The following is a 22072-nucleotide window of genomic DNA, read 5'->3' as shown; positions in this document are numbered from 1 at the left end:
AACTAGCTTATATTATATTCAATAAGTTTGATATAAAAACAGAAAAAGAGAGGGATAATAATGAGCAATAAGAAGTTAATTTTGAAATTATTCATATGTAGTACAATATTTATCACATTTGTATTTGCTTTACATGATAAGCAAGTAGTTGCAGCTAGCTCTGTTAATGAGCTTGAAAATTGGTCGAAATGGATGCAACCTATACCTGATAATATCCCGTTAGCACGAATTTCAATTCCAGGAACACACGATAGTGGGACGTTCAAGTTGCAAAATCCGATTAAGCAAGTATGGGGAATGACGCAAGAATATGATTTTCGCTATCAAATGGACCATGGAGCTCGCATTTTTGATATAAGAGGACGTTTAACAGATGATAATACGATAGTTCTTCATCATGGGCCATTATATCTTTATGTAACACTGCATGAATTCATAAACGAAGCGAAACAATTTTTAAGAGATAACCCGAGTGAAACGATTATTATGTCTTTAAAAAAAGAGTATGAGGATATGAAAGGGGCAGAAGATTCATTTAGTAGTACGTTTGAAAAAAATTATTTTGTTGATCCTATCTTTTTAAAAACAGAAGGAAATATAAAACTTGGAGATGCTCGTGGGAAAATTGTACTACTAAAAAGATATAGTGGTAGTAATGAATCTGGAGGATATAATAATTTTTATTGGCCAGATAATGAGACGTTTACCACAACTGTAAATCAAAATGTAAATGTAACAGTACAAGATAAATATAAAGTGAGTTATGATGAGAAAGTAAAATCTATTAAAGATACAATGAATGAAACGATGAACAATAGCGAGGATTTAAATCATCTATATATAAATTTTACAAGCTTGTCTTCTGGTGGTACAGCATGGAATAGTCCATATTACTATGCCTCTTATATAAATCCTGAAATTGCAAACCATATAAAACAAAAGAATCCTGCGAGAGTAGGCTGGGTAATTCAAGACTACATAAATGAAAAGTGGTCACCATTATTGTATCAAGAAGTTATAAGAGCGAATAAGTCATTAATAAAAGAATAAAGATGATGAGAGTGAGAAGCGATAAAATATATCGCTTCTTATTTCTTTTCCAATAACCAACAATATAAATTGTACTTTTATAATAGAAAAAAATAAAAACATAAGATATAATCATACATATAAAATTTGTACCTATAAATTTTATATGTATGATTGAATTTGATTTGTTGTAATGAAATGGAGGTATATACTATGAAGTTTCCACATGATTTTTTATTCGGAGCTGCTTCAGCTTCTTATCAAGTAGAAGGTGCATGGAATGAAGATGGAAAAGGTGTTACGAATTGGGACGAGTTTTCAAAAATTCCTGGCAAAACATACAATGGAACAAATGGTGATGTAGCTGTTGATCATTATCATCGATATAAGGAAGATGTTCGCTTAATGGCTGAGATGGGATTAGAATCGTATCGTTTTTCTATTTCTTGGGCGAGAATATTGCCGACTGGAGATGGAAAGGTAAATGAAAAAGGGATTGAATTTTATAACAACTTAATTGATGAATGTTTAAAATACGGGATTGTGCCGTTTGTCACTTTATATCATTGGGATTTACCATTACCGTTAGAAAAAGATGGTGGATGGACGAATAAAAGAACAGCAGAGGCTTTCGTAAAATATGCAGAAACTTGTTTTAAGGCATTTGGTGACAGAGTTAAGCATTGGATTACTTTTAATGAGACCGTAATGTTTTGTGGATTAGGTTATTTAAAAGGTGCACATCCACCAGGAATACAAAATGATGTTCCAAAGTATTTTCAAGCGACTCATTATGTATTTTATGCACACGCGAAAACAGTTGCGGTGTACAAGCAGCTGAAACAATATGGTGAGATTGGGATTACACATGTTTTCTTACCAGCTTATAGTGTGGATGATCAAAAAGAAAATATACAAGCAGCAAATCATGCGAATGAATATGAAACGTATTGGTATTATGATCCAATTTTAAAAGGCGAGTATCCGTCTTATGTTGTACAACAATTAAAGGAAAAAGGATGGACTCCTAATTGGACGGTTGAAGAATTAGAAATCATTAAACAAAATGCAGAAGAAAATGATTTTATTGGCTTGAATTATTATCAACCAATACGAGTAGAAAGATACGATATGGATATAAAGAGTGAGGAACATTCTCGAGAAAACTCAACGCTTGCTCCAGGTAACCCTTCTTTTGATGGTTTTTATCGAACAGTTAAAATGGATGATAAAACATATACAAAATGGGGATGGGAAATATCTCCCGAAGGTTTCTTAGAGGGATTGCATATGTTGAAAGCGCGTTACGGTGACATAAAGATGTATGTAACGGAAAATGGACTTGGTGATGAAGATCCAATCATTGACGGAGAAATTGTAGATGTTCCGAGAATTAAATTTATTGAAGCGCATTTAAAAGTAATGAAGCGTGCAATTGAAGAGGGAATTAACTTAAAAAGGTTATTATGCATGGTCAGTGATTGATCTTTTAAGTTGGTTAAATGGATATAAAAAGCAATATGGCTTTATTTTTGTCGATCATAATGATAACTTAAAACGTAAGAAGAAACTTTCGTTTCATTGGTATAAACGTGTGGTCGAAACGAGAGGGGAAGAGTTATAACAGATAAAAGCGTATTTTAGGAGAAAGTGTATGAGTGCAAAGTATAAACAAATTGCAGATGTGTTAGAGCAAAACATTTGGAGATGGGCTTTTTAATGAAACGAAAAAACTACCTACAGAAGAAGCGTTGATGAATCGATTTGAAGTAAGCCGTAATACGATACGTAAAGTAATTAGTCAGCTTGTGAATAGAGGTTATATTTTTCAAGTGCAAGGTAGTGGCATGTTTTTACGCGAAACTTCTGTAACAGATTACATTAATTTAGGAAGTTTACGTGGATTAACGAAAAATCTTATTTCACAAAATATTGAAACGAAAGTGTTAGAGCTGGAAGTAATAGATGCGGACGAAGAGATAGCAAAGCGGATGCAATGCGAAGCTGGAACTAGGTTGTATTTTTTGAAGCGCTTAAGAATTGTAGATGCTAAACCATTCTCTATTGAAGTAAGTTATTTCAAAAAGGATATTATTCCATATTTGAACGAAGAAATAGCATTAAGCTCTGTATACAGTTATTTCATTGAAGATTTACGATTAAATATTGGTTTTGCTGATAAAGTTATTAGTTGTGAAAAAGTAAATAAAGAAAATGCACAGCTTTTAGAATTAAATGAAGGTGATCCGGCGCTTCTTATTGAAAATACAGTGTATCTTGTAAATGGAACAATTTTTGAGTTATCTCAGTCGATGTTTCATTATGAAAAGGCGAAACTTTTAAATCGAATTAATTTTAAATGAAAAATTATCGTGTGAAAAAAGCAACTGGTCCTAAGTGATCAGTTGCTTTTTATTTTTTAAGTGGATGAGCAAAAAAACATGAAAGTGGTTGGTCCGCTTTTTGTAAACATCTATTATGATAAGAGAAGAAAGGTAGTATGTTATCGACGTTTTAAAGAGGAAGGTTTTTATGTAAGTTCTTTAATTAAAATAGATGGGTCTTAGAGAGGTGAAAAGACAATGAGTTTTGCAATTTCACTAGTCGTTATTATTGTAATTGTATCGCTATTTGGGACTGTACTAGTTGCAAGAAACGTGGAGGAGAATTACGGTAAGTCTACAAAAAGAAATGTGAAAAACTTATCTGCAATCTATATTCTTCTTCTTTTTGTTCTACTGGCCGGGGTAACATGGTACGCGGTAATGATTTAATAGTTTGTAAAAGAACTGAAATGAGAGTATGAAGTTGGAATTTCAGAAGCTATTGAGTAATCAGAAAGAGAACCATTTTGGATATATCCATTTACGGATAAGAAAATGTGACTAATTAATACTATTTTTACGGTGAATACTGTTAGTGAAAAATGAGGATAGTTCGTTTTGAAAGGAGGAAACTAGATGGAATGGAAACCAAATCGTGCAGATAAGACACCTGTATATAAACAAATTGCGGATTATATTGAAAGAGGCATTTCTTCAGGTGAATTTCCTTCTGATAGTAAGTTACCTTCTGAGCGTATGTTAGCAAAGGAATTACAGGTGAACCGGAGTACAATAGTAGCTGCGTATGAAGAATTAAAATCACTTGGAGTAGTAGAACGGCAAAAGGGAAGCGGAACACGGGTCAATACAGACATATGGGGTGTCTCACATAAACGAATACCGAACTGGGGTAGGTACGTGGAGGATGGATCGTTCTTACCTAACGTACCACTCGTTCAACAAATTCGAACGGAAACACAAAAAGATGATTTAATTAATTTAGCAAGCGGTGAACTGTCACCAGAATTAATTCCAAGTGATAGATTTCGAACAATTTTGTCGGAGAAAACATTTATGGAAAACCTCGGTTATGATCATCCACTTGGAAATGAGATGTTGAGAAAAACAATTGCAGCACATGTTCAGCAATATAAACAAATTGAAGCAGATTCAAGCTCTATTCTTATTACGTCAGGAGCACAACAGGCGCTTAATCTTATCGTTCAATGTTTATTAAAACCTGGTGATGCGATCGCGATTGAAGATCCTTCGTATTGTTTTTCGCTTCCAATGTTTAAATCGGCCGGTTTGAACATATTTCATTTACCTGTTGATGAGCATGGAATGAATCCAGATGACTTAATCGATTTGCACAAAAAGCATCGCATTCGTATGGTGTTTTTGAATCCAGATTATCAGAATCCGACGGGGACTGTGCTTTCATTAGCGAGACGTAAAAAAATTTTAGAACTGTCTTCTGAGTTCGGTATACCAATTGTAGAAGATGATCCGTATAGTTTAATCTCTTTTAATGGAGAAGTGAACCCGACATTAAAATCAATGGACCAAAATGGAAATGTTCTTTATATAAGTTCATTATCAAAAATTGTTGCATCAGGATTACGTATTGGATGGATAATTGGTCCTACACGTGTAATTGAGCGTTTAGCAGATGCAAAGCAACAAGTTGATTTTGGCCATAGTGTATTTACGCAGTGGGTAGCAAATCAATTTTTAGAATCAAAGGATTTCCATAAACATATTACGATACTTCGTGGACAATTGAAGCAAAGAAGAGATGTATTAATTGCAGAGCTTGAAGGAACATTGGGAGACCGAGTTGAATGTTTCGTGCCAGAGGGTGGAATACATGTATGGTGTAAAGTGAAAGGAAAGTTTGATGAATATCACTTATTAGGTGAATCTATACAGAATGGTGTCGCATTTGTTCCGGGCAGTGTTTTAGGTTCGAAAAATGAATATATACGATTTACGTTTGGTAGAGCGAATATAGAACAAATTCAACTTGGAATTAAACGGTTTGCCGACACGCTAAATGAGATTTCATAATATGGATGTGTGATAGTGAAATGAGGGAAAGAAATGAAGTACGTGACGCTTTTACTTCAAGTAGGCGTGCTATATGTATTTAGCCTAGTGGGTACGTGGATTCAAGGAGTATTCCATCTATCAATGCCAGGAAGTTTAATAGGGATGTTAATACTGTTCCTGCTCCTTTCCACTCGCGTTTTACCGTTAAAATGGTTTGAGTTAGGTGCGGAAAAGTTAATCGTATTTTTACCGTTATTTTTAATCCCTTCGACAACAGGGCTCATGGAATACGGGTCTTTTCTTTTCAGTAAGGAGAGTATTATATTCCTTTTAGTAGTTGCAAGTACTGTAGTAACTTTGATTGTTTCAGGGTATATAAGTCAATTATTAATAACAACAAAAAAATAAAATCGACAAGGTGCACGATTCAAATGGTCTTAATTATTATTACTGTAGCAATTTATTTCTTGGCGACAAAGCTATATAAAAAATTTACGTTTGCATTTACGTTACCGGTGTTAACAGTTACGGCAATTATGATTTGTTTATTTTTCATTTTTGGTATTTCTCATCATGAGTATAGGGAAAATGGAGGAGACATTCTTTCAAGCTTATTGAGCTCTGCAATTGTAGCATTAGCCATACCTCTATTTAAAGAGCGAAAGATACTTATGAAAAATTTTTTATCGATACTTATTGGAGTAGTGATAGGTATAGTGGCTGTAACGAGTATGAATGTAGTGATTGGCGGAATTTTAAATATAGATAAGGAACTTATATTAACTACTTTACCACAGTTAGCAACGATGCCTATTGCCCTATCATTAGCGGATCAAATTGGTGGTATTCCATCTATGACTTCTAGTTTTGTAGTTGTTGCAGGAATAACAGGCGCTATTATCGGACCAACAGTACTTAAGTTTTTCAGTATAACAAGTACGATTGGAAAAGGAGTTGGAATGGGCTGTGCATCACATATTATCGGTGTGAGCCGTCTCGTGAAGGAAGGCGAGAAAGAGGCGACAATCGGTTCGGTAACGATGATTGTAACTGGAATACTCATTAGTATACTAATACCGTATGGAACGAAATTTATTTTTTAAATGTAATGGAGATGATAACAATGACAACATGGTTTATAGTTACATTATTTGTTTTTGGAGCTATTAAAGTATTAGTTTCTAGCATGCCCACTTCTGTTGTGGAATCAATTAGTAGTAAATTTGAATTGCATCAAAAGCTTGAGGCGGAAAATACTTCTATATCGATAGATGGAAAAAATATAGAGGGAGAAATGAAACTACAAGTTATTCATGAATTTAATGAGGCTTTGTTTTTAGATAAACATTATTTCCCGCCGCACGGAGAAGGGACACCCATAGTCATTGATACGAAGAAAGGGAATAAAGAGATTAGATTTTCGCTATATAGCTATGAAGAACATGTTGATGTCATTAAGCAATATAAGAAGAAAGTCGTTGCCTATCGTTTACGCTCTAAAAGCCTTCAAACATTGGCACCATTAGCAATAACGGAAGAGTATGCTTAAGAAGGGACCTATAATGGTCTCTTTATTTTTTTATCCAATTATATACGTTCCAAATAAAAGAATGAAAAATCATATAACCAAATAAAGAATATGTATGGTTCCAATTCGCGTTATGTACAAATAAACCTAAACTTTCAGCAATCTGTTCAAAAAGGCTAGCACAAATACCGATTGAAATAATAAATAAAATTCTAGAAACGTTAGATAATTTTTTTGAAATGTGTATAAAGATAACTGTTAAAATCGGCAGTACGAACAATGTAAAAGCTATATTAACCGAAAATGTGGATGAGAAGGGCCTAGCCGGAAAGGAATATATTTGTTTATGAACAAAAAAGGCATCTAAGCAAGTTCCAATAATAGAAGAGAGAAAGATTGTAACTACTAATGCTAGAAACTCATTCTTCTTCTCGGAGGAGGACATTTTTCTTTGCGAGAATGGCGAGTTCAATTTTTTCGAGTGTTTTGCAGTAGTCTTCTGTAATTTGTCCATTTATATTTTCCTCCTTATCAACTAAGTAATTTACAACTTGCCAATCGGTAAACCAATCTTCACTGTCAACTTCTTCATGCTTCATATCTCGCCATGCATAGATGAGTGCAGGGCTGTATATGCGATAAGCGCCATTTCGTAACTGGCATTTCTTTATTCGGCGCTTATAAAACTCACGGGAAAAAGATTCATTTACACTTGAAAATAAATGGGGCCAGTAATCTTTCCTTGATCCTGTATGTGGATGGTGTTGAGCCCAGCTTATTATTTGAGATAAAACATGTGTATCTCGAAATAATAATGAGTACAATCTTTTTCCAATTAATATCCGTTCATGTAAGGAAGTGAAATGTTTCATTGTATCACCAAATAGTAATACTTTTTGTTTCTTATCATTTTCGTAGAATGGGAAAAGAATATGATTAAACTGAAAGAAATCAAAGAGTTTAAATCCAATACTATTTAGTACAGTCTTTTTAAATTGTACATTTTGAATCACTCTTTTTTCTAAGTAGTTTTGTTCATTAATAATAGTGGCAATCGCTAAAGTTTTTTTGTTACCTGTTTTCCAAAAATGGTGCCACATCGTTTCCATAAATGTAGAAACATTTAGGTGAGGGAGAAGGTGAAATAACTTTTGTGATCTCTTTACACTTTGTTCGTAAAGTAAAAATTGAGGGTATACATCTTGGAAAATAAGCCAATTCCCTTTTTCTAAAAAAGAAAAAAATATGAATTGATCTTTCTCTGATAAAATTCTCGTATATAAATCCCCCTTTAAATCAGTCATATTCCAACCGCCGTTACGTGATACCATATGTCCAAGCAGTGCCCAATGTATTTCTGGATATTGAATGTAAAATTGGTAGTATGCGCGTGTTCTTGTAACATTATTTTTATTTAGCTGTTCTGTTTGTATTTTTATTTTGTTGATGATGAGTTGCTCTTCTTTCGTTAATTTATACATGGTATCAGAAGGAATAAGTTTGCTTTTTTGTTTTAATTCATTTTTTACGTCGAATAGGGAGAGAGGCAGTGCTTTGGAAGGTCCGTTATATGTATGATTTGAATTGCTTCGGTCCATTCCGTTACCTCCCTTTTTCATAAATTTAAACATGATTATTGGCTATGAATCATTCTATTTATTTTATTACGAGTATAAGAAATAAATGAGCGGTGTTTTTTTACAAGGAATTTATTTATCATGCAAACAGTATGGAAAATCTTACTGTTGTGAGGTGAAATGAAAAACAGAAACTAAGTTTAATAGTTTCTGTTTTTTTATTTTGTCAATTAAATGTAACAAACGACGATTATGATTTGAATCAATTGGAAATAATTCAATAAATATTATTTAAATTGAGATGTTTCGTAGGAGGAAAAGGAATGTTAAATAAAATAATTTTAATTACTGGTGGTACAGGTTCGTGGGGGCATGAACTTATAAAACAACTATTAGAAAAATCACCGAAAGAAATTAGAGTTTTTTCAAGAAATGAAACGGTTCAGTTTGAAATGCAGCAACAGTTTATAAATGATCATAGGCTAAAATTTATTATTGGAGATATTCGTGATAAAGATCAACTAGTCTATGCATGCCAAGGTGTACATTATGTATTCCATCTTGCAGCTTTAAAACACGTTCCAGTATGTGAGTATTATCCTTATGAAGCTATAAAAACTAACATACATGGTACGCAAAATGTAATTGAAGCCTCTACACAGATGCAAGTTGAAAAAGTTATATATGTTTCAACGGATAAAGCAGCTGATCCATCAAATACGTATGGGATGACAAAAGCAATTGGTGAAAAATTAATGGTTCATGCGAATATACAAACGAAGAAAACAAAATTCATTTGTGTTCGTGGTGGAAATGTTTTAGGAACGAGTGGAAGTGTAGTACCGCTTTTTAAACAACAAATTAAAAGATCTTCAGAAGTAGGGATTACCGATGCGAATATGACTAGATTTTTCTTAACAGTTGAAGATGCTGTTGGATTGTTATTTAAAGCCGTATATCAAGGTAGAGGCGGGGAAATCTTTGTTATGAAAATGCCGGCATGTAAAATAACAGATTTAGCGGAAATATTAATTGAAGATTCAAAAAAAGAAAATATTAAGGTGAAAGAGGTAGGGATAAGACCGGGTGAAAAATTAAGTGAAATGCTTCTATCTGAGGTAGAGAGTAAAACAAGTATAAGTTTTGATCAAAATTATTTTGTGGTACTACCGACGATTCCTATCGAAGGACTTCAAGAATATTATTCTAGCTATCCGCTAGTGGATGTGAAGAGTTTTAGTTCTCAACAAGATTTACTTGCAAAACATGAGGTGAAACAAATGCTATTAAAAGGAGGGTTTTTGCGATGAAAAAAAATGCGAGCCTTTTAATAACTGGTGCAAATGGTTTCACAGGCCGCCATGCTTGCCACTATTTTTTAGAGCAGGGCTTTCATGTAATTCCTATGTTTCAAAATCGTGCACATAGAGAAAAAATTAGAAATGGTATTACGTGTAATTTAACTAATAAGAGCGAAGTAATGAAGGTAATGAAACAAATAAAGCCAGACTACGTATTGCATTTAGCAGGAAGGAATTCGGTTATAGAATCTTGGACAGCTGCTCTTGAGTATATAGAGATTAATGTAATAGGAACGTTATATTTATTAGAAGCAATTAAGCAAGAAGCCTCGCATTGTAGAACATTAGTTATAGGATCTGCTTTGCAAGCAGATAGTATGAACGAAATGAAAATTTCAAATCCATATAGTTTAAGTAAAACGATGCAAGTCATTATTGCAGAGGCTTGGGGAGGATTAATGGATTCAAATATTATCATTGCAAAGCCCTCAAACTTAATTGGTCCAGGGGTATCAAATGGTATTTGTTCGATTCTCGCAAAGAAAATAATAGATATAGAATCAGGTAGAAGTAAGGCTATTATCGAAGTAAACAGTTTGAAAGATAGTAGAGATTTTCTAGATGTACGTGATGCGGTCAAAGCGTATCATGTGTTATTACGAGATGGAATAAATGGAAAACAATATAATATCGGATCAGGAGTAAAACGATCTTTATTAGATGTACTAGAACAATATAAAGAATTAACACAGCTTAATTTTTTTATAGAGGAAACAGAGAAAAGTGGGAGCGACTCAAATGAGAGTTTAGCAACAGAGGAAATAAAAAATTTAGGTTGGATCCCAGAAATTGAATTTCATCAATCATTAAAAGATGTACTTGAGTATGCGAAGTGTAGTGACATCTGCATGCAATGAAAAACAAAAAAGGGTGTAAGAAATATATGAATGGTTATGAAGTAATAGATAATCAAAATACGCTATTTCTTTCAATTGTTGATACGCTGGACTGGAGAGATGAAGAAGCGCATGTATTGCTTATTTATGAGGCAATACATAAATATCAAGCGTATGTAGAAGAAAAAAGGGTTAATCGAATAAAGTCAGCATTAGAGACGGAAACTAGATATGTGATTCAAATCTTTGCTCAATACGAGTGTAGTGAGTATGGAAATGATTTTTATGAACTCATTAACGATCTTTTACAAGATATAGAGGTGGAGTTAAAGATTTATATAAAAAATAATAAGTTTATTTACATTTAAAAGGTAAAGAGAAAGCTAGATTTTTAATAATAAAGGTGGGTATAAGTTATGAGCAAAACGATTCTTTTTACTGGGGGCGGTACAGCCGGACACGTTATGATTAATATTGTATTAATTCCTAAATTTATAGAGAAAGGCTGGAGAGTCGAGTATATTGGATCCAAAAATGGAATTGAAAAATCATTAGTGCAAAATGTTAAATACAATAGTGTTTCAACGGGAAAGCTTAGGAGATATTGGGATTGGGATAATTTTAAAGATCCTTTTAAAATTATACGCGGTTGTTTACAAAGTTATAATTTAATTAAGAAAACAAAGCCTGACGTTATCTTTTCAGCAGGAGGATTTGTTTCAGTTCCTGTAGCTATAGGAGCATGGTTAAATCGTGTGCCTATAATTATACGTGAACCAGATAGCACATTAGGGCTTGCCAATAAAATAGCATTACCTTTTGCTACAAAGCTATGCACAACATTTCCTCAGACAGGAGAAAATGTAAGTAATGAGAAGAAGGTTTATGTAGGACCAATTGTAAGGGTAGAAATTGAGAAGGGTAACGTATTACGAGGAAGAAGATATTGTGAATTTCAGCAAGATAAACCAGTATTATTAATTATGGGTGGGAGTCAAGGTGCTAAGTGGATAAATGATATGGTAAGGGAATGTTTAGATACAATACTATTAAACTTTAATATTATTCATATATGTGGTAAAGGGAAGGTAGACCCATCTATTGGCATGGAGGGATATATGCAATTTGAATATATAGGCGACGAGTTGCCGCATATACTAAATATGGCAAGTGTTGTAGTTTCTAGAGCGGGTTCTACTGCTATTTCTGAATTGTTATTTTTGAAGAAACCGATGTTGCTGATCCCGTTAACTAACAGTTCCAGTAGGGGAGATCAAGTTTTAAATGCTGAATATTTTTCACGGCAAGGATATGCGGAAGTTATACTCCAAGACAGAGTAAGTACGAATACATTTATACATGCAGTAAATAAGTTGTATACAAATAAGGAGAAATATATTCAAAACATGAATGGATATAAGAAAACAAATGATGAGGGTATTCATCAAATAATAGATATAATAAATGAAGTGGTGAAGTAATAGAAATGTAAATAGAAAAGCAAAAGGAAAGGAGGTATCTTCTTTCCTTTTTGCTATATTTGTTCTAATTAGTTATGTACTATGGGTGAATGCCGTTTTCTAATAGCTCAGTAAATGCATGAATATGAATAGGTTTACTGTAATAATAACCTTGAATAAACTGACATTTATTTTTTTGAAGGAAATTTACGTGCTCTTTCGTTTCTACACCTTCAGCAATGACAGACATTCCTAATGTATTTGCTAATGTGATGATCGTTTTAATAATTTCCATTCCATCATCACATGTTTCAGACATTGTAATAAATTCTCTCGGGATTTTTAACGTATCAATTGGATACAAAGGTAAGTAGGCTAGCGAAGAATAACCTGTACCAAAATCGTCGATAGAAATGTGAATCCCTAAACTTTTTAGTGTACGCAGTTTTATCAATGTTTCTCGCTCATCCATCATTGCAATTCGCTCTGTTAATTCAAGATCAAGAGAGCTTGCTGGTAAACCTGTATTTGTTAAAGTAGAAGAAATAGATTTTACAAAATCCTCTTGTTCAAATTCCTTAGCAGATAAATTTACACCTATTTTTAAATGTGAATATCCGAGTGCGTGCCAACGTTTCATTTGTTTACAAGCCTGCTCTAATGTCCATTTACCTATTGAAATAATTTGTAGTGTTTCTTCTGCAATCGGAATAAACTCGTATGGAGAAATAATACCTAATTCAGGATGATTCCACCTAATTAAAGCTTCTGCACCGATAATTTTATTAGATTCACTATCAACTTGAGGTTGATACAAAAGGAACAATTCTTCATTTTGTAGTGCGTTTGGTAAATCTTTTTCTAATCGCAATCGTCTTTCAATTTTTTTAGCGATTACATCGTCATAAATAGATACAGAGTTAAGTTCTTTTGCTTTTGCATCATACATTGCAACATTAGCGTTTTTCAGAAGTGTAGCGGTATCGATTCCGGAATGTGGATAAATAGCGATGCCGATACTCAGTGATAAAGTTAATTTATGCTCATGTATGATAAATGACTTTTTCATGCATTTAAATAATTGGTTACATAATTGGAATAAGTAATCTTCGTCAGTATAGTTTTCAATTATGATTGTAAATTCATCGCCACCGATTCTTGAAAGATGAGTATGTGATGGAAGACATGATTGGAAGCGCTTTGCTACTTCTTCTAATATGTAGTCTCCTGATGAATGTCCAAGTGTATCGTTAATTGCTTTAAAGCGATCTAAATCTAAATATAATAATGCAAACTCGCTTTCTGTTATTTCAGCATTTTTTATAACTCTCTTTAATTTCTTATGGAAAAAGGCACGGTTACCAATTTTCGTTACAGTGTCATGGAATGCTAAATATTTTATTTCTTCTTGCTGTTTTTTTAGTGCAGTAATATCTTTCACCATAATATAGCTTCCTGAAATTTGTCCGTCTATTATAATAGGAATGATTGTAACGTATAAAAAATAAGTAAAGCCATCTTTATATTGAGAACTAAGTTGTAAGGATGCCGATTCTTGTTGTTTCACTTTCTCTAACGCCAATGCTAGCTTATGCTTATCTTCATCTAAAATAATCGAAAAACAAGTTTCACCGAGTAACTCATCTGTTGGTGCTCCAAGTAGTACACTCCCAGCCTTATTTACATTTAAGAATATTCCATTTAAATCAATGGTGAAAATAGGGTCAGGATGATATTCATATAATGATTTGAATTTTTGTTGTTTTTGAGAAAGAGCCTCTGATTTATGAACTAAATCAGAAGTCCGTAAAGTAACTTTTTCTTCTAGTTGGGCATTAAATGCCTGCAAACGTTTTGTTAAGGAATTGTTTTGCATACGTACGATAGAATGACGAATGAGTACGAAAATAAAAGTAATACAATTTCCTGTAATGAGAGTTGAAGATGATGTTTGTTCTTTTAATGTAAACCCGATTAGTATTGCAACAGCAAGATAGGGAAATACAACTAAAGCTTTTTTTCCTATTATAGGGTTTACAAGGAAATAATTTCTATGGCTATTATGATCTTCTGAAATAGAGCCAGCTATTGCAATAAGTAATATAGGTATTCTATATAAAAGACGTAATAATATTATCGTTTCAGTTGATAAGTGGTTATTTAAGTAAAAATAAATATAGTTAAAAGTTGCAGAACTTATTAATACAAAAATAAAGATATAAATTTTCCGTTTGGAATTAAAAATTGTTGGACGGAAAAAGAGACTAACACCTAGCAGTAGAAATAATAAATCTGCAATTGGGTATAAAAATGAAAGGAAAACATCTCCTAGTGAAAGAGCGAATATATTTAAATTTGGTTGATTAAATAAATACCATTCTAATGTAAATATGGAAGTAAGCACTATGCATATATCACAAATAAAGAACGCTTTTTCCCATTTATTGCATTCCTTTAAGATTTTATAGCAGAAAGCGATAAGACAGAAAAATAGAAAAAACATGTAAAATACATCAGAAACCGTAAAACGATGTATTGGAATTTCGAAGAAGCTATCTTGATATGTATATACTATTTTCCCTAATAAAAAACTACCAATTGCTATTGTAATACATATCCAAAACGGATTTGAACTGACTTTTTTAGAGTATATAGAGTAAATCAGTGATACAAATGTAATGGCTTCAACGACAAGTGAAGCGAAGCGTACATCTGAATTTGAAAAATGAGTAGGGAACAGATAGAAAAACATAAAATAGATTGAATAGCATATTAATGTTCCGATTAATATACATAATTGTAAATTTTTATTTAATTTCAATGAAATCACCTTCTTTAATTATGCACTATGTTCGTTATATCTATACATAATAATATTATTTAAGAATTGTATCAGATTTCCTTATAAAAATCATGTTTATAAGGAAAGTGTTAAAGAGTGTAAGTATTCTTAAGGTTGAAAAAATATTGCGGTTGATAGTATAGACTGTATCAAGACTTTAAATAGAAATTGTATATTTAGTCATCCTTTGAATTGTAAAGTTTTTTTAGTGATTTGTAAGTGGAGATGCAAAATTGCATATAAAATGATGAGTATCTTTTTTTGGTGAGCTTTTTATTTTTAATCTGAAGATTAATATTTGTGTAAATATTTAGAAAATATATAAAATAAGAACGTGTATTCTTACAGAGTGGAATAGTATTGCCACTAAATAGGGAGGCTTTTTTATGATATATCGAATTAAAGATGCAGAAATATACTATGAAATTGTGGGAGAGGGTAAACCGGTCATTATCATACATGGCTGCGCCCCTGACCATAGGTTAATGATGAAATGTATGGAATCAGTATTTCAGAAATATGAAGGTTATAAGCGAATATATATTGATTTACCTGGAATGGGAAAATCGAATGCTCCAAATTGGATAAATAGTTCAGATCGTATAGTAGAAGTGCTTATCACATTTATTGAGGAAATCATTTCTACTGAAAAATTTTTATTGGTAGGAGAATCATATGGAGGCTATTTAGCCAAAGGTATACTTGCAAAGATGTTTGAGAGAGTTAGCGGATTACTATTAGTATGTCCTGTTGTTGTAGCGGAGCCAGAAAAAAGGATTCTTCCAGATAAACAGGTAATTGTACAAGATGAGGAATTTTTAAATACGCTCACTTCCACAGAAAGAGAGGAGTTTTGTGAGTTAGCTGTAATAGCAAATGAATATACATATAAGCGATTTAAAGAAGAAATTAAGCCTGGGTTAGATGTTGCTAATTATGAATTTATTGAAAGGTTGCAAAAGAATTACTCTCTTACTATGGATTTTCAGCATGAAAAATATGAAAATCCCGTTCTTTTACTGACTGGAAGACAAGATATATCAGTAGGTTATCAAAATATTATAGAAATTATTGAAGAATATCCAAGGGCAACATTAGCAGTGTTAGATATGGCAGGGCATAATTTGCAAATTGAGCAGCCTGAATTATTTGAGAGTTTAGTAGGAGAATGGATTAGACGAACAAATCAGCACAGTTTATAAAGTATTTTAGTATTACCCCTAAGTGTTGAAATGGGATAAATGAACGTGATTTATTAACTTATCTTGCTATTTGCCGGGCAGCCCGATTAGTGAGGGCTGATTAAAGTTTCACTTTATAAAAAATTTTAAGGGAGAAATTATGAGCACATATATTTATATGGTTAGACATGGTGAATCACCAAAACTAGAAGGAAATGAAAGAATGCGTGGATTAACTGAGAGGGGACATATGGATGCCCGTAGAGTAACTGACATATTAAAAGCGGAGAGGATTGATACTTTTATTTCCAGTCCTTATAATCGGGCTATGCTAACGATAGAGGAGTCAGCTAATTTCCATGAAAAAGAAATAGTAGTATATGAAAATCTTAAAGAGTGTATGTTTTCAAGTGAGGATCAGGTTATATCAGACAAAGAGGTGTATCCACTTGTACAGAAGATGTTCTCTAATCCGGACTTTGCACGAACGGAAGGAGAGTCATATGCAGATTGCCAGAGAAGAGTAGTGAAAGTATTAAAAGAAATCTTAATGGATTTTCGAGGATGCAAAATTGTAATTGGTACACATGGGCTTGTCATGACATTAATGATGAACTATTTTGATAAACAATATGGTTTTGAATTTTTAATGAATACGTCAAAACCGGATATATATAAGATGGAATTTAAAGAAGAACAATTAATGAATGTAGAGAGATTATGGAAAGCTGAATAAAATTAGTTGCATGGATTTTGTTGTAAAAGTTACTTTTATAGCAAAGTCTTTTTTTGAATAGAAAGCATCTTTATCAACTATTGTTAGAATGTTAAATAAATAAGTAATTATTCAGTCTTTGAATAAATTATGGAGAAATTGGTTTAGGGAAACAATTTTAAATGTGTCAAAATTCCAAACGTTGGATTTATATTCAATAGGAGAAAAAGATGTAGAATTTTGTCTTACAGTCCCCGTTTACTTTTCATTTCATTACATATAGGCTTTGTGGTGTAAGGGAGGACATTGCCTTTACGTAAAATCTATAAGGAGGTCATTGTAATGAAACAGATTAAAAAGTTTGCGGGAGTTGCTTTAGCGGGGACGATTGGATTAAGTGGATTACTGTTTTTAGAACCAAGTGTAAGCGTTGCGGAAGCACAGCAAGTGAAAGTAGAAAATTTCAATACAATTGATGTAACGATGAATCTAAATGAATTGTATGTATTAAGTGGCAGAAGCATTGATATTCTTTCTGGAGATAAAGAAGCAATTCAGTTAAATAAATACACAATTAGTTTTAATAAACCTGGGAAGTATGTGATTAAAGTAAATGGCTGTATTTATGATGATGTATATACTTTTATTGTAAATGAGTAGTATATATTCTTAAATTGCGAGATAAAAACAGAAACACCCTATTTGCGATGAGAGTCGTAAATAGGGTGAATTTATTTGTATTAAGCTGTACTTTAAATATGTTCACTAATTTTCTTTTTGTTATGTAAAAGTGTTAACAATGTAAATGAAATATACATCTTCACAGTCAAAAAAGTTAAAATATTTCGTTTTAAGGATTATAATGGAGGGAGGAACATAAAAGGGAGTGAATGAACTTGAAACAAGAACTTATTGAAAGATTTACGAGATATGTAAAAATTGATACGCAATCAAATGAAGAAAGTCATACAGTACCAACAACACCAGGACAAATTGAGTTTGGTAAGTTATTAGTGGAAGAGCTAAAAGAAATTGGTTTAACAGAAGTAACGATGGATGATAATGGCTATGTAATGGCAACACTTCCAGCTAATACGGACAAGGATGTTCCTGTAATCGGATTTTTAGCCCATTTAGATACGGCAACAGACTTTACAGGGAAAAACGTCAAACCACAAATTCATGAAAATTTTGATGGTAATGCAATTACGTTAAATGAAGAGCTAAATGTTGTGTTAACACCAGAGCAGTTCCCGGAATTACCATCATATAAAGGACATACCATTATTACAACTGATGGTACAACACTTCTAGGAGCAGATGATAAAGCTGGTCTTACAGAAATTATGGTTGCAATGAACCATTTAATACATAATCCACAAATTAAGCACGGGAAAATAAGAGTAGCATTTACACCGGATGAAGAAATTGGTCGTGGGCCAGCGCATTTTGATGTAGAAGCGTTTGGTGCATCATTCGCTTATACGATGGATGGAGGTCCATTAGGTGGTTTAGAGTATGAAAGTTTTAATGCTGCAGGTGCTAAGTTAACGTTTAACGGAACGAATACACATCCTGGAACAGCAAAAAATAAAATGCGCAATGCTACTAAACTTGCTATGGAGTTTAATGGGTATTTACCAGTAGAAGATGCGCCAGAATATACAGAAGGCTATGAAGGATTCTATCATTTACTTTCTTTAAATGGTGATGTTGAGCAAAGTAAAGCATATTATATTATTCGAGACTTTGATCGTGAAAATTTTGAGGCACGTAAAAATAACGTTAAAAATATTGTGAAGACTATGCAAGAAAAATATGGCGAAGATGCAGTCGTTTTAGAAATGAATGATCAATACTATAACATGCTTGAAAAAATTGAACCGGTAAGAGAAATTGTTGATATTGCATATGAAGCAATGAAAAGTTTAGACATTGAACCAAATATTCATCCGATTCGCGGAGGCACAGATGGATCACAATTATCATATATGGGATTACCGACGCCGAATATTTTCACTGGTGGTGAAAACTATCACGGTAAATTTGAGTATGTTTCGGTAGATACTATGGAAAAAGCCGTTCAAGTTATTGTGGAAATTGCAAGACGTTTTGAGGAGCAAGCTTAAAAAAGAACCAAGTAGTACGAATGTGCTACTTGGTTCTTTTAATATAGTACTCGCCACAAATAAAAAGTCGCATAAGACTCCCAATTAGCCCAGTTTGCCGCGAAATCTTTTATTTCATTTTTTGTCGGTTTATTTTCGGAACCTGTTATAAATTTAATTGCATTATGCAGACCAACATCATCAATTGGAAAAGCCGAAGGAAATCTTAAACAACGCATTAAAACATAGTTGGCAGTCCATGGTCCTATACCATGGATAGCAGTTAATTGTTTCTCAGCAACCTTTACATCTTGTGTTTGCAGTAAATCCTCTTTTGATAATTTTCTCTCTGTAATAAGCTTCGCAATACCGATTAAATATTCACATTTTCTAGTCGTCATTTTTAATTGTTGAAGATTTTCTACATGTAGATTTGCAATTGTTTCAGGTGATGGGAATATCCAATGTTTTCTATCGTCCCATTCTACATAACTTCCAAATTGCTCAACTAATCTCCTTTTTAGTGTATAAGCATATGTTAAGTTAATTTGTTGACCGATAATTCCCCAGGAAAGTGCCTCAAATAAGTCTGGAATGCCTAAAGTACGAAGGCCATAATATTGTTCAATTGGTCCTTGAAGGAGTAAATCATGTTTAGCTAATGTATAAAATGGGGCTAAATCAGTAGTTAAATCAAACCATTCTTTTACATAGTTAACTACAGCTTCACGTATCGATTTTTCAGATGTATATGGTTCTTCTAAACAACGTATTTGAATATTCCCATCTGTATTCACACTAATTTCAACTAAAGGATTTACATCTTGAACAGGGATAACTTTATAAATTTTGTTATCTTCAATATGGAACATACATTCATTGTTAGAGCGTGATAGATAACGTAAATTTTCTTGGAAACAAAATTCTTTTGGAACTGCTATAGATAATGCGCTATTATATTCTGCTGTCATATGAATTCCACCTGCAACTTTTCTAATGTAAGCAATTTTTTCTTCATTTCTAATCCACCCCTAAATCCGGTTAGTTTCCCATTCTTCCCAATAACGCGGTGACAAGGAATGGTAATAAGAAGAGGGTTAGCAGCAATAGCAGAAGCAACGGCGCGCACAGCTTTAGGTTTTTGAATTCTTTCAGCAATTTCTGTATAAGAATATGTCTTTCCATAAGGAATTTCACGTACCGTATTCCAAACAGATAATTGAAAATTAGTTCCATAAGCATCGATAGGAAATGTAAAAGTTTCTCGCTTGTTTTCTAAATACTCGATAACTTCTTGCGTATATATTTGCAAGTAACCTGGACTATGGGTCAATATATGTTGGGGCAGTTTTTTTCTAGCCCATATATTTAATTCTTCAAAGTTTTCGTCTTGTGATCCAATGAAACATAGTCCATTTTCAGTTGCAGCAATATGAAATCGCCAATTTTTATGTGTAAGTAGCGTCCAATATATATAATTATTTTTGTAGGAATTCATTATCGTATCCCTCTTTCATTTCGTTCTTTTTTCGATATTCAGTAGGAGTAAATCCGGTTTTCTTTTTAAATAAAGTTGCGAAATACTCTGGGTTTTCTATCCCGACAGCAGTACTAATTTCTTTAATAGATTGATTTGTGTGTAAAAGGTATTCGGTTGCTTTAAGAACCCTGAATTGTTGTATATATTCTATAGGAGTTAACCCTATTATTCTTTTGAAAGTACGTTGTAAATGAAAAGGGCTACCGTGACACATTTCCGCAAGCATGTCGAGAGTTAAGGATTCGTCATAATGCTTTTCGATATAGTCTTTAATTTGTTCTACCCACTCTTCATTAGGTAAAGTGATCCCATTTGGCTTACAACGTTTGCACGGGCGAAAGTTCTCACTTAATGCTTGCTCTGCATGATGAAAAATTCGTACATTGTTTCTATTCGGTATTCTTGATTTGCATGATGGTCTGCAAAAGATTCCAGTTGATTTCACAGCATAAAAGAATTTGCTATCATAGGAAGAATCATTATGAATAATTGCTTGCCAATACTCATTTGTTAATGTAACTCCTTCATTGTGCATAGAACATCACCTCTGAAATTAGTATAACCTGAATAAAGTGCGTATGTATGTATTCATAAATGTAAGAGCAAGATTACAAAGGTGAAAATATGATTGTTTTCTATTTTGTGATAGCATGAAATTTGGAAATAAACATCAAGAGGAGGACTATAAATGAAGTTAATTTCATGGAATGTAAATGGTTTGCGAGCTGTTATCGCAAAAGGTGGATTTTTGGAATATCTTGAGGAATCAAGTGCTGACATATTTTGTCTACAAGAGATTAAATTACAAGAAGGGCAAATTGATTTAAATTTAGAGGGATATTATACATACTGGAATTATGCTGTGAAAAAAGGATATTCAGGAACTGCTATTTTTTCGAAAAAAGAACCGCTTTCAGTTACATATGGTTTAGGCATTGAAGAGCATGATCAAGAAGGGCGACTTATTACTTTAGAATTCGAAGATTTTTACATGATAACGTTATATACACCAAATTCAAAACGTGGATTAGAACGATTAGATTACAGAATGAAATGGGAAGATGATTTCAGGTCCTATATCAAACGATTAGATGAGAAGAAACCAGTTATTTTTTGTGGAGACTTAAATGTTGCTCATAAAGAAATCGATTTGAAAAATCCGAAAAGTAATCGTGAAAATCCTGGATTCTCTGATGAGGAACGAGAGAAATTTTCATGTATTTTAGAAGAAGGATTTATTGATACATATCGTTACCTTTATCCTAATCAAGAAGGTGCATACTCGTGGTGGTCGTATCGTATGGGCGCGAGAGCGAAAAATATCGGATGGCGTTTAGATTATTTTGTTGTTTCGGAAGGAATGAAAGACCAAATAACAGAAGCGAAAATTAATAGTGAAGTAATGGGGTCAGACCATTGTCCAGTTGAATTACATATAAATTTCTAAAAAAAAGAAGTATCTCCCTAATATTAGGGAGATACTTCTTTTTTTAATTCAGTTTGTTAAAATTTTTCAAAT

The 22072-nt window shown here is 32.8% G+C and carries 21 protein-coding genes and 2 pseudogenes; 17 read left to right on the top strand and 6 right to left on the bottom strand.

What is annotated here, in order from left to right; all coding sequences use genetic code 11:
- Nucleotides 1-60 precede the first annotated feature (60 nt).
- The 8 genes and pseudogenes from plcA (at nucleotide 61) to BC_RS18715 (ending at nucleotide 6954) form a co-directional block, all read left to right on the top strand.
- Complete coding sequence (gene plcA, locus BC_RS18750) at nucleotides 61-1050, top strand: phosphatidylinositol diacylglycerol-lyase (RefSeq protein WP_000066288.1); 990 nt, start codon at nucleotides 61-63, stop codon at nucleotides 1048-1050.
- 192 nt (nucleotides 1051-1242) lie between these two features.
- Nucleotides 1243-2653 (top strand): annotated as a pseudogene (locus BC_RS18745) (glycoside hydrolase family 1 protein).
- Nucleotides 2654-2683: 30 nt separating this feature from the next.
- Nucleotides 2684-3392: pseudogene (locus BC_RS18740) on the top strand (GntR family transcriptional regulator).
- Nucleotides 3393-3611: 219 nt separating this feature from the next.
- Nucleotides 3612-3803 carry a hypothetical protein gene (locus BC_RS18735; RefSeq protein WP_000006458.1) on the top strand — a complete coding sequence of 64 codons (192 nt, stop codon included), beginning with the start codon at nucleotides 3612-3614 and terminating at the stop codon, nucleotides 3801-3803.
- A 186-nt stretch (nucleotides 3804-3989) separates the two neighbouring features.
- Complete coding sequence (locus BC_RS18730; protein ID WP_000454965.1) at nucleotides 3990-5423, top strand: PLP-dependent aminotransferase family protein; 1434 nt, start codon at nucleotides 3990-3992, stop codon at nucleotides 5421-5423.
- A 33-nt stretch (nucleotides 5424-5456) separates the two neighbouring features.
- The gene (locus BC_RS18725) at nucleotides 5457-5813 is read left to right on the top strand and encodes a CidA/LrgA family holin-like protein (protein WP_000878488.1); all 357 of its coding nucleotides are present in this window, start codon (nucleotides 5457-5459) and stop codon (nucleotides 5811-5813) included.
- A 23-nt stretch (nucleotides 5814-5836) separates the two neighbouring features.
- A complete protein-coding gene (locus BC_RS18720) occupies nucleotides 5837-6508 on the top strand; it encodes an LrgB family protein (RefSeq protein ID WP_000242943.1) in 672 nt (223 codons plus the stop codon).
- Nucleotides 6509-6528: 20 nt separating this feature from the next.
- Nucleotides 6529-6954, top strand: coding sequence for a YfmQ family protein (locus BC_RS18715; RefSeq protein WP_000214646.1), 426 nt, complete (start codon nucleotides 6529-6531; stop codon nucleotides 6952-6954).
- A gap of 22 nt (nucleotides 6955-6976) precedes the next feature.
- Here BC_RS18715 and BC_RS18710 read toward each other — a convergent pair whose 3' ends face one another.
- On the bottom strand, nucleotides 6977-7378 hold the full coding sequence (locus BC_RS18710; RefSeq protein ID WP_033666325.1) for a CBO0543 family protein: 402 nt from the start codon (nucleotides 7376-7378) through the stop codon (nucleotides 6977-6979).
- Nucleotides 7353-8531 carry a DUF2515 domain-containing protein gene (locus tag BC_RS18705; protein WP_000376159.1) on the bottom strand — a complete coding sequence of 393 codons (1179 nt, stop codon included), beginning with the start codon at nucleotides 8529-8531 and terminating at the stop codon, nucleotides 7353-7355. Before BC_RS18705 ends, BC_RS18710 begins: the two co-directional genes overlap by 26 nt.
- A 302-nt stretch (nucleotides 8532-8833) precedes the next feature.
- On the opposite strand from BC_RS18705, the gene BC_RS18700 reads away from it, so the two are divergent.
- Genes BC_RS18700 through BC_RS18685 form a run of 4 tightly spaced genes read left to right on the top strand, consistent with a single transcriptional unit; the run spans nucleotide 8834 to nucleotide 12188 of the window.
- Nucleotides 8834-9820: a UDP-N-acetylglucosamine 4,6-dehydratase family protein gene (locus BC_RS18700; RefSeq protein ID WP_000932614.1), complete on the top strand. Its 987-nt coding sequence runs from the start codon at nucleotides 8834-8836 to the stop codon at nucleotides 9818-9820.
- Entirely contained in the window at nucleotides 9817-10728 is a 912-nt protein-coding gene (locus BC_RS18695) for an NAD-dependent epimerase/dehydratase family protein (protein ID WP_000739077.1), read from the top strand. The genes BC_RS18700 and BC_RS18695 overlap by 4 nt, the downstream gene beginning before the upstream one ends.
- Nucleotides 10725-11075, top strand: coding sequence for a DUF6572 domain-containing protein (locus tag BC_RS18690; protein WP_002164458.1), 351 nt, complete (start codon nucleotides 10725-10727; stop codon nucleotides 11073-11075). The genes BC_RS18695 and BC_RS18690 overlap by 4 nt, the downstream gene beginning before the upstream one ends.
- A 48-nt stretch (nucleotides 11076-11123) precedes the next feature.
- A complete protein-coding gene (locus BC_RS18685) occupies nucleotides 11124-12188 on the top strand; it encodes an undecaprenyldiphospho-muramoylpentapeptide beta-N-acetylglucosaminyltransferase (protein WP_000047551.1) in 1065 nt (354 codons plus the stop codon).
- Between the two features lie 79 nt (nucleotides 12189-12267).
- On the opposite strand, the gene BC_RS18680 is transcribed toward BC_RS18685, so the two are convergent.
- Nucleotides 12268-14988: a sensor domain-containing protein gene (locus BC_RS18680; protein WP_000773561.1), complete on the bottom strand. Its 2721-nt coding sequence runs from the start codon at nucleotides 14986-14988 to the stop codon at nucleotides 12268-12270.
- Nucleotides 14989-15395: 407 nt separating this feature from the next.
- On the opposite strand from BC_RS18680, the gene BC_RS18675 reads away from it, so the two are divergent.
- The 4 genes from BC_RS18675 to pepT all read left to right on the top strand — a co-directional run bounded on the left by BC_RS18675 (nucleotide 15396) and on the right by pepT (nucleotide 19034).
- Nucleotides 15396-16211, top strand: a complete 816-nt coding sequence (locus tag BC_RS18675) for an alpha/beta fold hydrolase (RefSeq protein WP_000640334.1) — start codon at nucleotides 15396-15398, stop codon at nucleotides 16209-16211.
- Nucleotides 16212-16350: 139 nt separating this feature from the next.
- Entirely contained in the window at nucleotides 16351-16926 is a 576-nt protein-coding gene (locus BC_RS18670) for a histidine phosphatase family protein (protein WP_000109179.1), read from the top strand.
- A gap of 321 nt (nucleotides 16927-17247) precedes the next feature.
- Entirely contained in the window at nucleotides 17248-17565 is a 318-nt protein-coding gene (locus BC_RS18665; RefSeq protein WP_000809495.1) for a hypothetical protein, read from the top strand.
- A 236-nt stretch (nucleotides 17566-17801) separates the two neighbouring features.
- Nucleotides 17802-19034, top strand: coding sequence for a peptidase T (pepT, locus tag BC_RS18660; protein ID WP_002164459.1), 1233 nt, complete (start codon nucleotides 17802-17804; stop codon nucleotides 19032-19034).
- Nucleotides 19035-19072: 38 nt separating this feature from the next.
- Here pepT and BC_RS18655 read toward each other — a convergent pair whose 3' ends face one another.
- Genes BC_RS18655 through BC_RS18645 form a run of 3 tightly spaced genes read right to left on the bottom strand, consistent with a single transcriptional unit; the run spans nucleotide 19073 to nucleotide 21088 of the window.
- Complete coding sequence (locus BC_RS18655) at nucleotides 19073-19984, bottom strand: DNA glycosylase (RefSeq protein WP_000123503.1); 912 nt, start codon at nucleotides 19982-19984, stop codon at nucleotides 19073-19075.
- Nucleotides 19981-20511, bottom strand: coding sequence for a methylated-DNA--[protein]-cysteine S-methyltransferase (locus BC_RS18650; protein ID WP_001089842.1), 531 nt, complete (start codon nucleotides 20509-20511; stop codon nucleotides 19981-19983). The genes BC_RS18655 and BC_RS18650 overlap by 4 nt, the downstream gene beginning before the upstream one ends.
- The gene (locus tag BC_RS18645) at nucleotides 20492-21088 is read right to left on the bottom strand and encodes a bifunctional transcriptional activator/DNA repair enzyme AdaA (protein ID WP_000551322.1); all 597 of its coding nucleotides are present in this window, start codon (nucleotides 21086-21088) and stop codon (nucleotides 20492-20494) included. The genes BC_RS18650 and BC_RS18645 overlap by 20 nt, the downstream gene beginning before the upstream one ends.
- 153 nt (nucleotides 21089-21241) lie before the next feature.
- Here BC_RS18645 and BC_RS18640 point away from each other — a divergent pair, with 153 nt between their 5' ends.
- On the top strand, nucleotides 21242-22000 hold the full coding sequence (locus tag BC_RS18640) for an exodeoxyribonuclease III (protein ID WP_000767618.1): 759 nt from the start codon (nucleotides 21242-21244) through the stop codon (nucleotides 21998-22000).
- Nucleotides 22001-22072 lie beyond the last annotated feature (72 nt).

Origin of the sequence: Bacillus cereus ATCC 14579, assembly GCF_000007825.1 — a bacterium.
In the GTDB taxonomy this organism is placed as follows: domain Bacteria; phylum Bacillota; class Bacilli; order Bacillales; family Bacillaceae_G; genus Bacillus_A; species Bacillus_A cereus.
This window is presented reverse-complemented; position numbering and strand designations above follow the sequence as displayed.

What these genes read in the sequence shown, in the direction of transcription:
- plcA (WP_000066288.1), top strand. Translation starts at nt 61, where the DNA reads ATGAGCAATAAGAAGTTAATTTTGAAATTATTCATATGTAGTACAATA.
- BC_RS18735 (WP_000006458.1), top strand. Translation starts at nt 3,612, where the DNA reads ATGAGTTTTGCAATTTCACTAGTCGTTATTATTGTAATTGTATCGCTA.
- BC_RS18730 (WP_000454965.1), top strand. Translation starts at nt 3,990, where the DNA reads ATGGAATGGAAACCAAATCGTGCAGATAAGACACCTGTATATAAACAA.
- BC_RS18725 (WP_000878488.1), top strand. Translation starts at nt 5,457, where the DNA reads ATGAAGTACGTGACGCTTTTACTTCAAGTAGGCGTGCTATATGTATTT.
- BC_RS18720 (WP_000242943.1), top strand. Translation starts at nt 5,837, where the DNA reads ATGGTCTTAATTATTATTACTGTAGCAATTTATTTCTTGGCGACAAAG.
- BC_RS18715 (WP_000214646.1), top strand. Translation starts at nt 6,529, where the DNA reads ATGACAACATGGTTTATAGTTACATTATTTGTTTTTGGAGCTATTAAA.
- BC_RS18710 (WP_033666325.1), bottom strand. Translation starts at nt 7,378, where the DNA reads ATGTCCTCCTCCGAGAAGAAGAATGAGTTTCTAGCATTAGTAGTTACA.
- BC_RS18705 (WP_000376159.1), bottom strand. Translation starts at nt 8,531, where the DNA reads ATGGACCGAAGCAATTCAAATCATACATATAACGGACCTTCCAAAGCA.
- BC_RS18700 (WP_000932614.1), top strand. Translation starts at nt 8,834, where the DNA reads ATGTTAAATAAAATAATTTTAATTACTGGTGGTACAGGTTCGTGGGGG.
- BC_RS18695 (WP_000739077.1), top strand. Translation starts at nt 9,817, where the DNA reads ATGAAAAAAAATGCGAGCCTTTTAATAACTGGTGCAAATGGTTTCACA.
- BC_RS18690 (WP_002164458.1), top strand. Translation starts at nt 10,725, where the DNA reads ATGAAAAACAAAAAAGGGTGTAAGAAATATATGAATGGTTATGAAGTA.
- BC_RS18685 (WP_000047551.1), top strand. Translation starts at nt 11,124, where the DNA reads ATGAGCAAAACGATTCTTTTTACTGGGGGCGGTACAGCCGGACACGTT.
- BC_RS18675 (WP_000640334.1), top strand. Translation starts at nt 15,396, where the DNA reads ATGATATATCGAATTAAAGATGCAGAAATATACTATGAAATTGTGGGA.
- BC_RS18670 (WP_000109179.1), top strand. Translation starts at nt 16,351, where the DNA reads ATGAGCACATATATTTATATGGTTAGACATGGTGAATCACCAAAACTA.
- BC_RS18665 (WP_000809495.1), top strand. Translation starts at nt 17,248, where the DNA reads ATGAAACAGATTAAAAAGTTTGCGGGAGTTGCTTTAGCGGGGACGATT.
- BC_RS18655 (WP_000123503.1), bottom strand. Translation starts at nt 19,984, where the DNA reads ATGACAGCAGAATATAATAGCGCATTATCTATAGCAGTTCCAAAAGAA.
- BC_RS18650 (WP_001089842.1), bottom strand. Translation starts at nt 20,511, where the DNA reads ATGAATTCCTACAAAAATAATTATATATATTGGACGCTACTTACACAT.
- BC_RS18645 (WP_000551322.1), bottom strand. Translation starts at nt 21,088, where the DNA reads ATGCACAATGAAGGAGTTACATTAACAAATGAGTATTGGCAAGCAATT.
- BC_RS18640 (WP_000767618.1), top strand. Translation starts at nt 21,242, where the DNA reads ATGAAGTTAATTTCATGGAATGTAAATGGTTTGCGAGCTGTTATCGCA.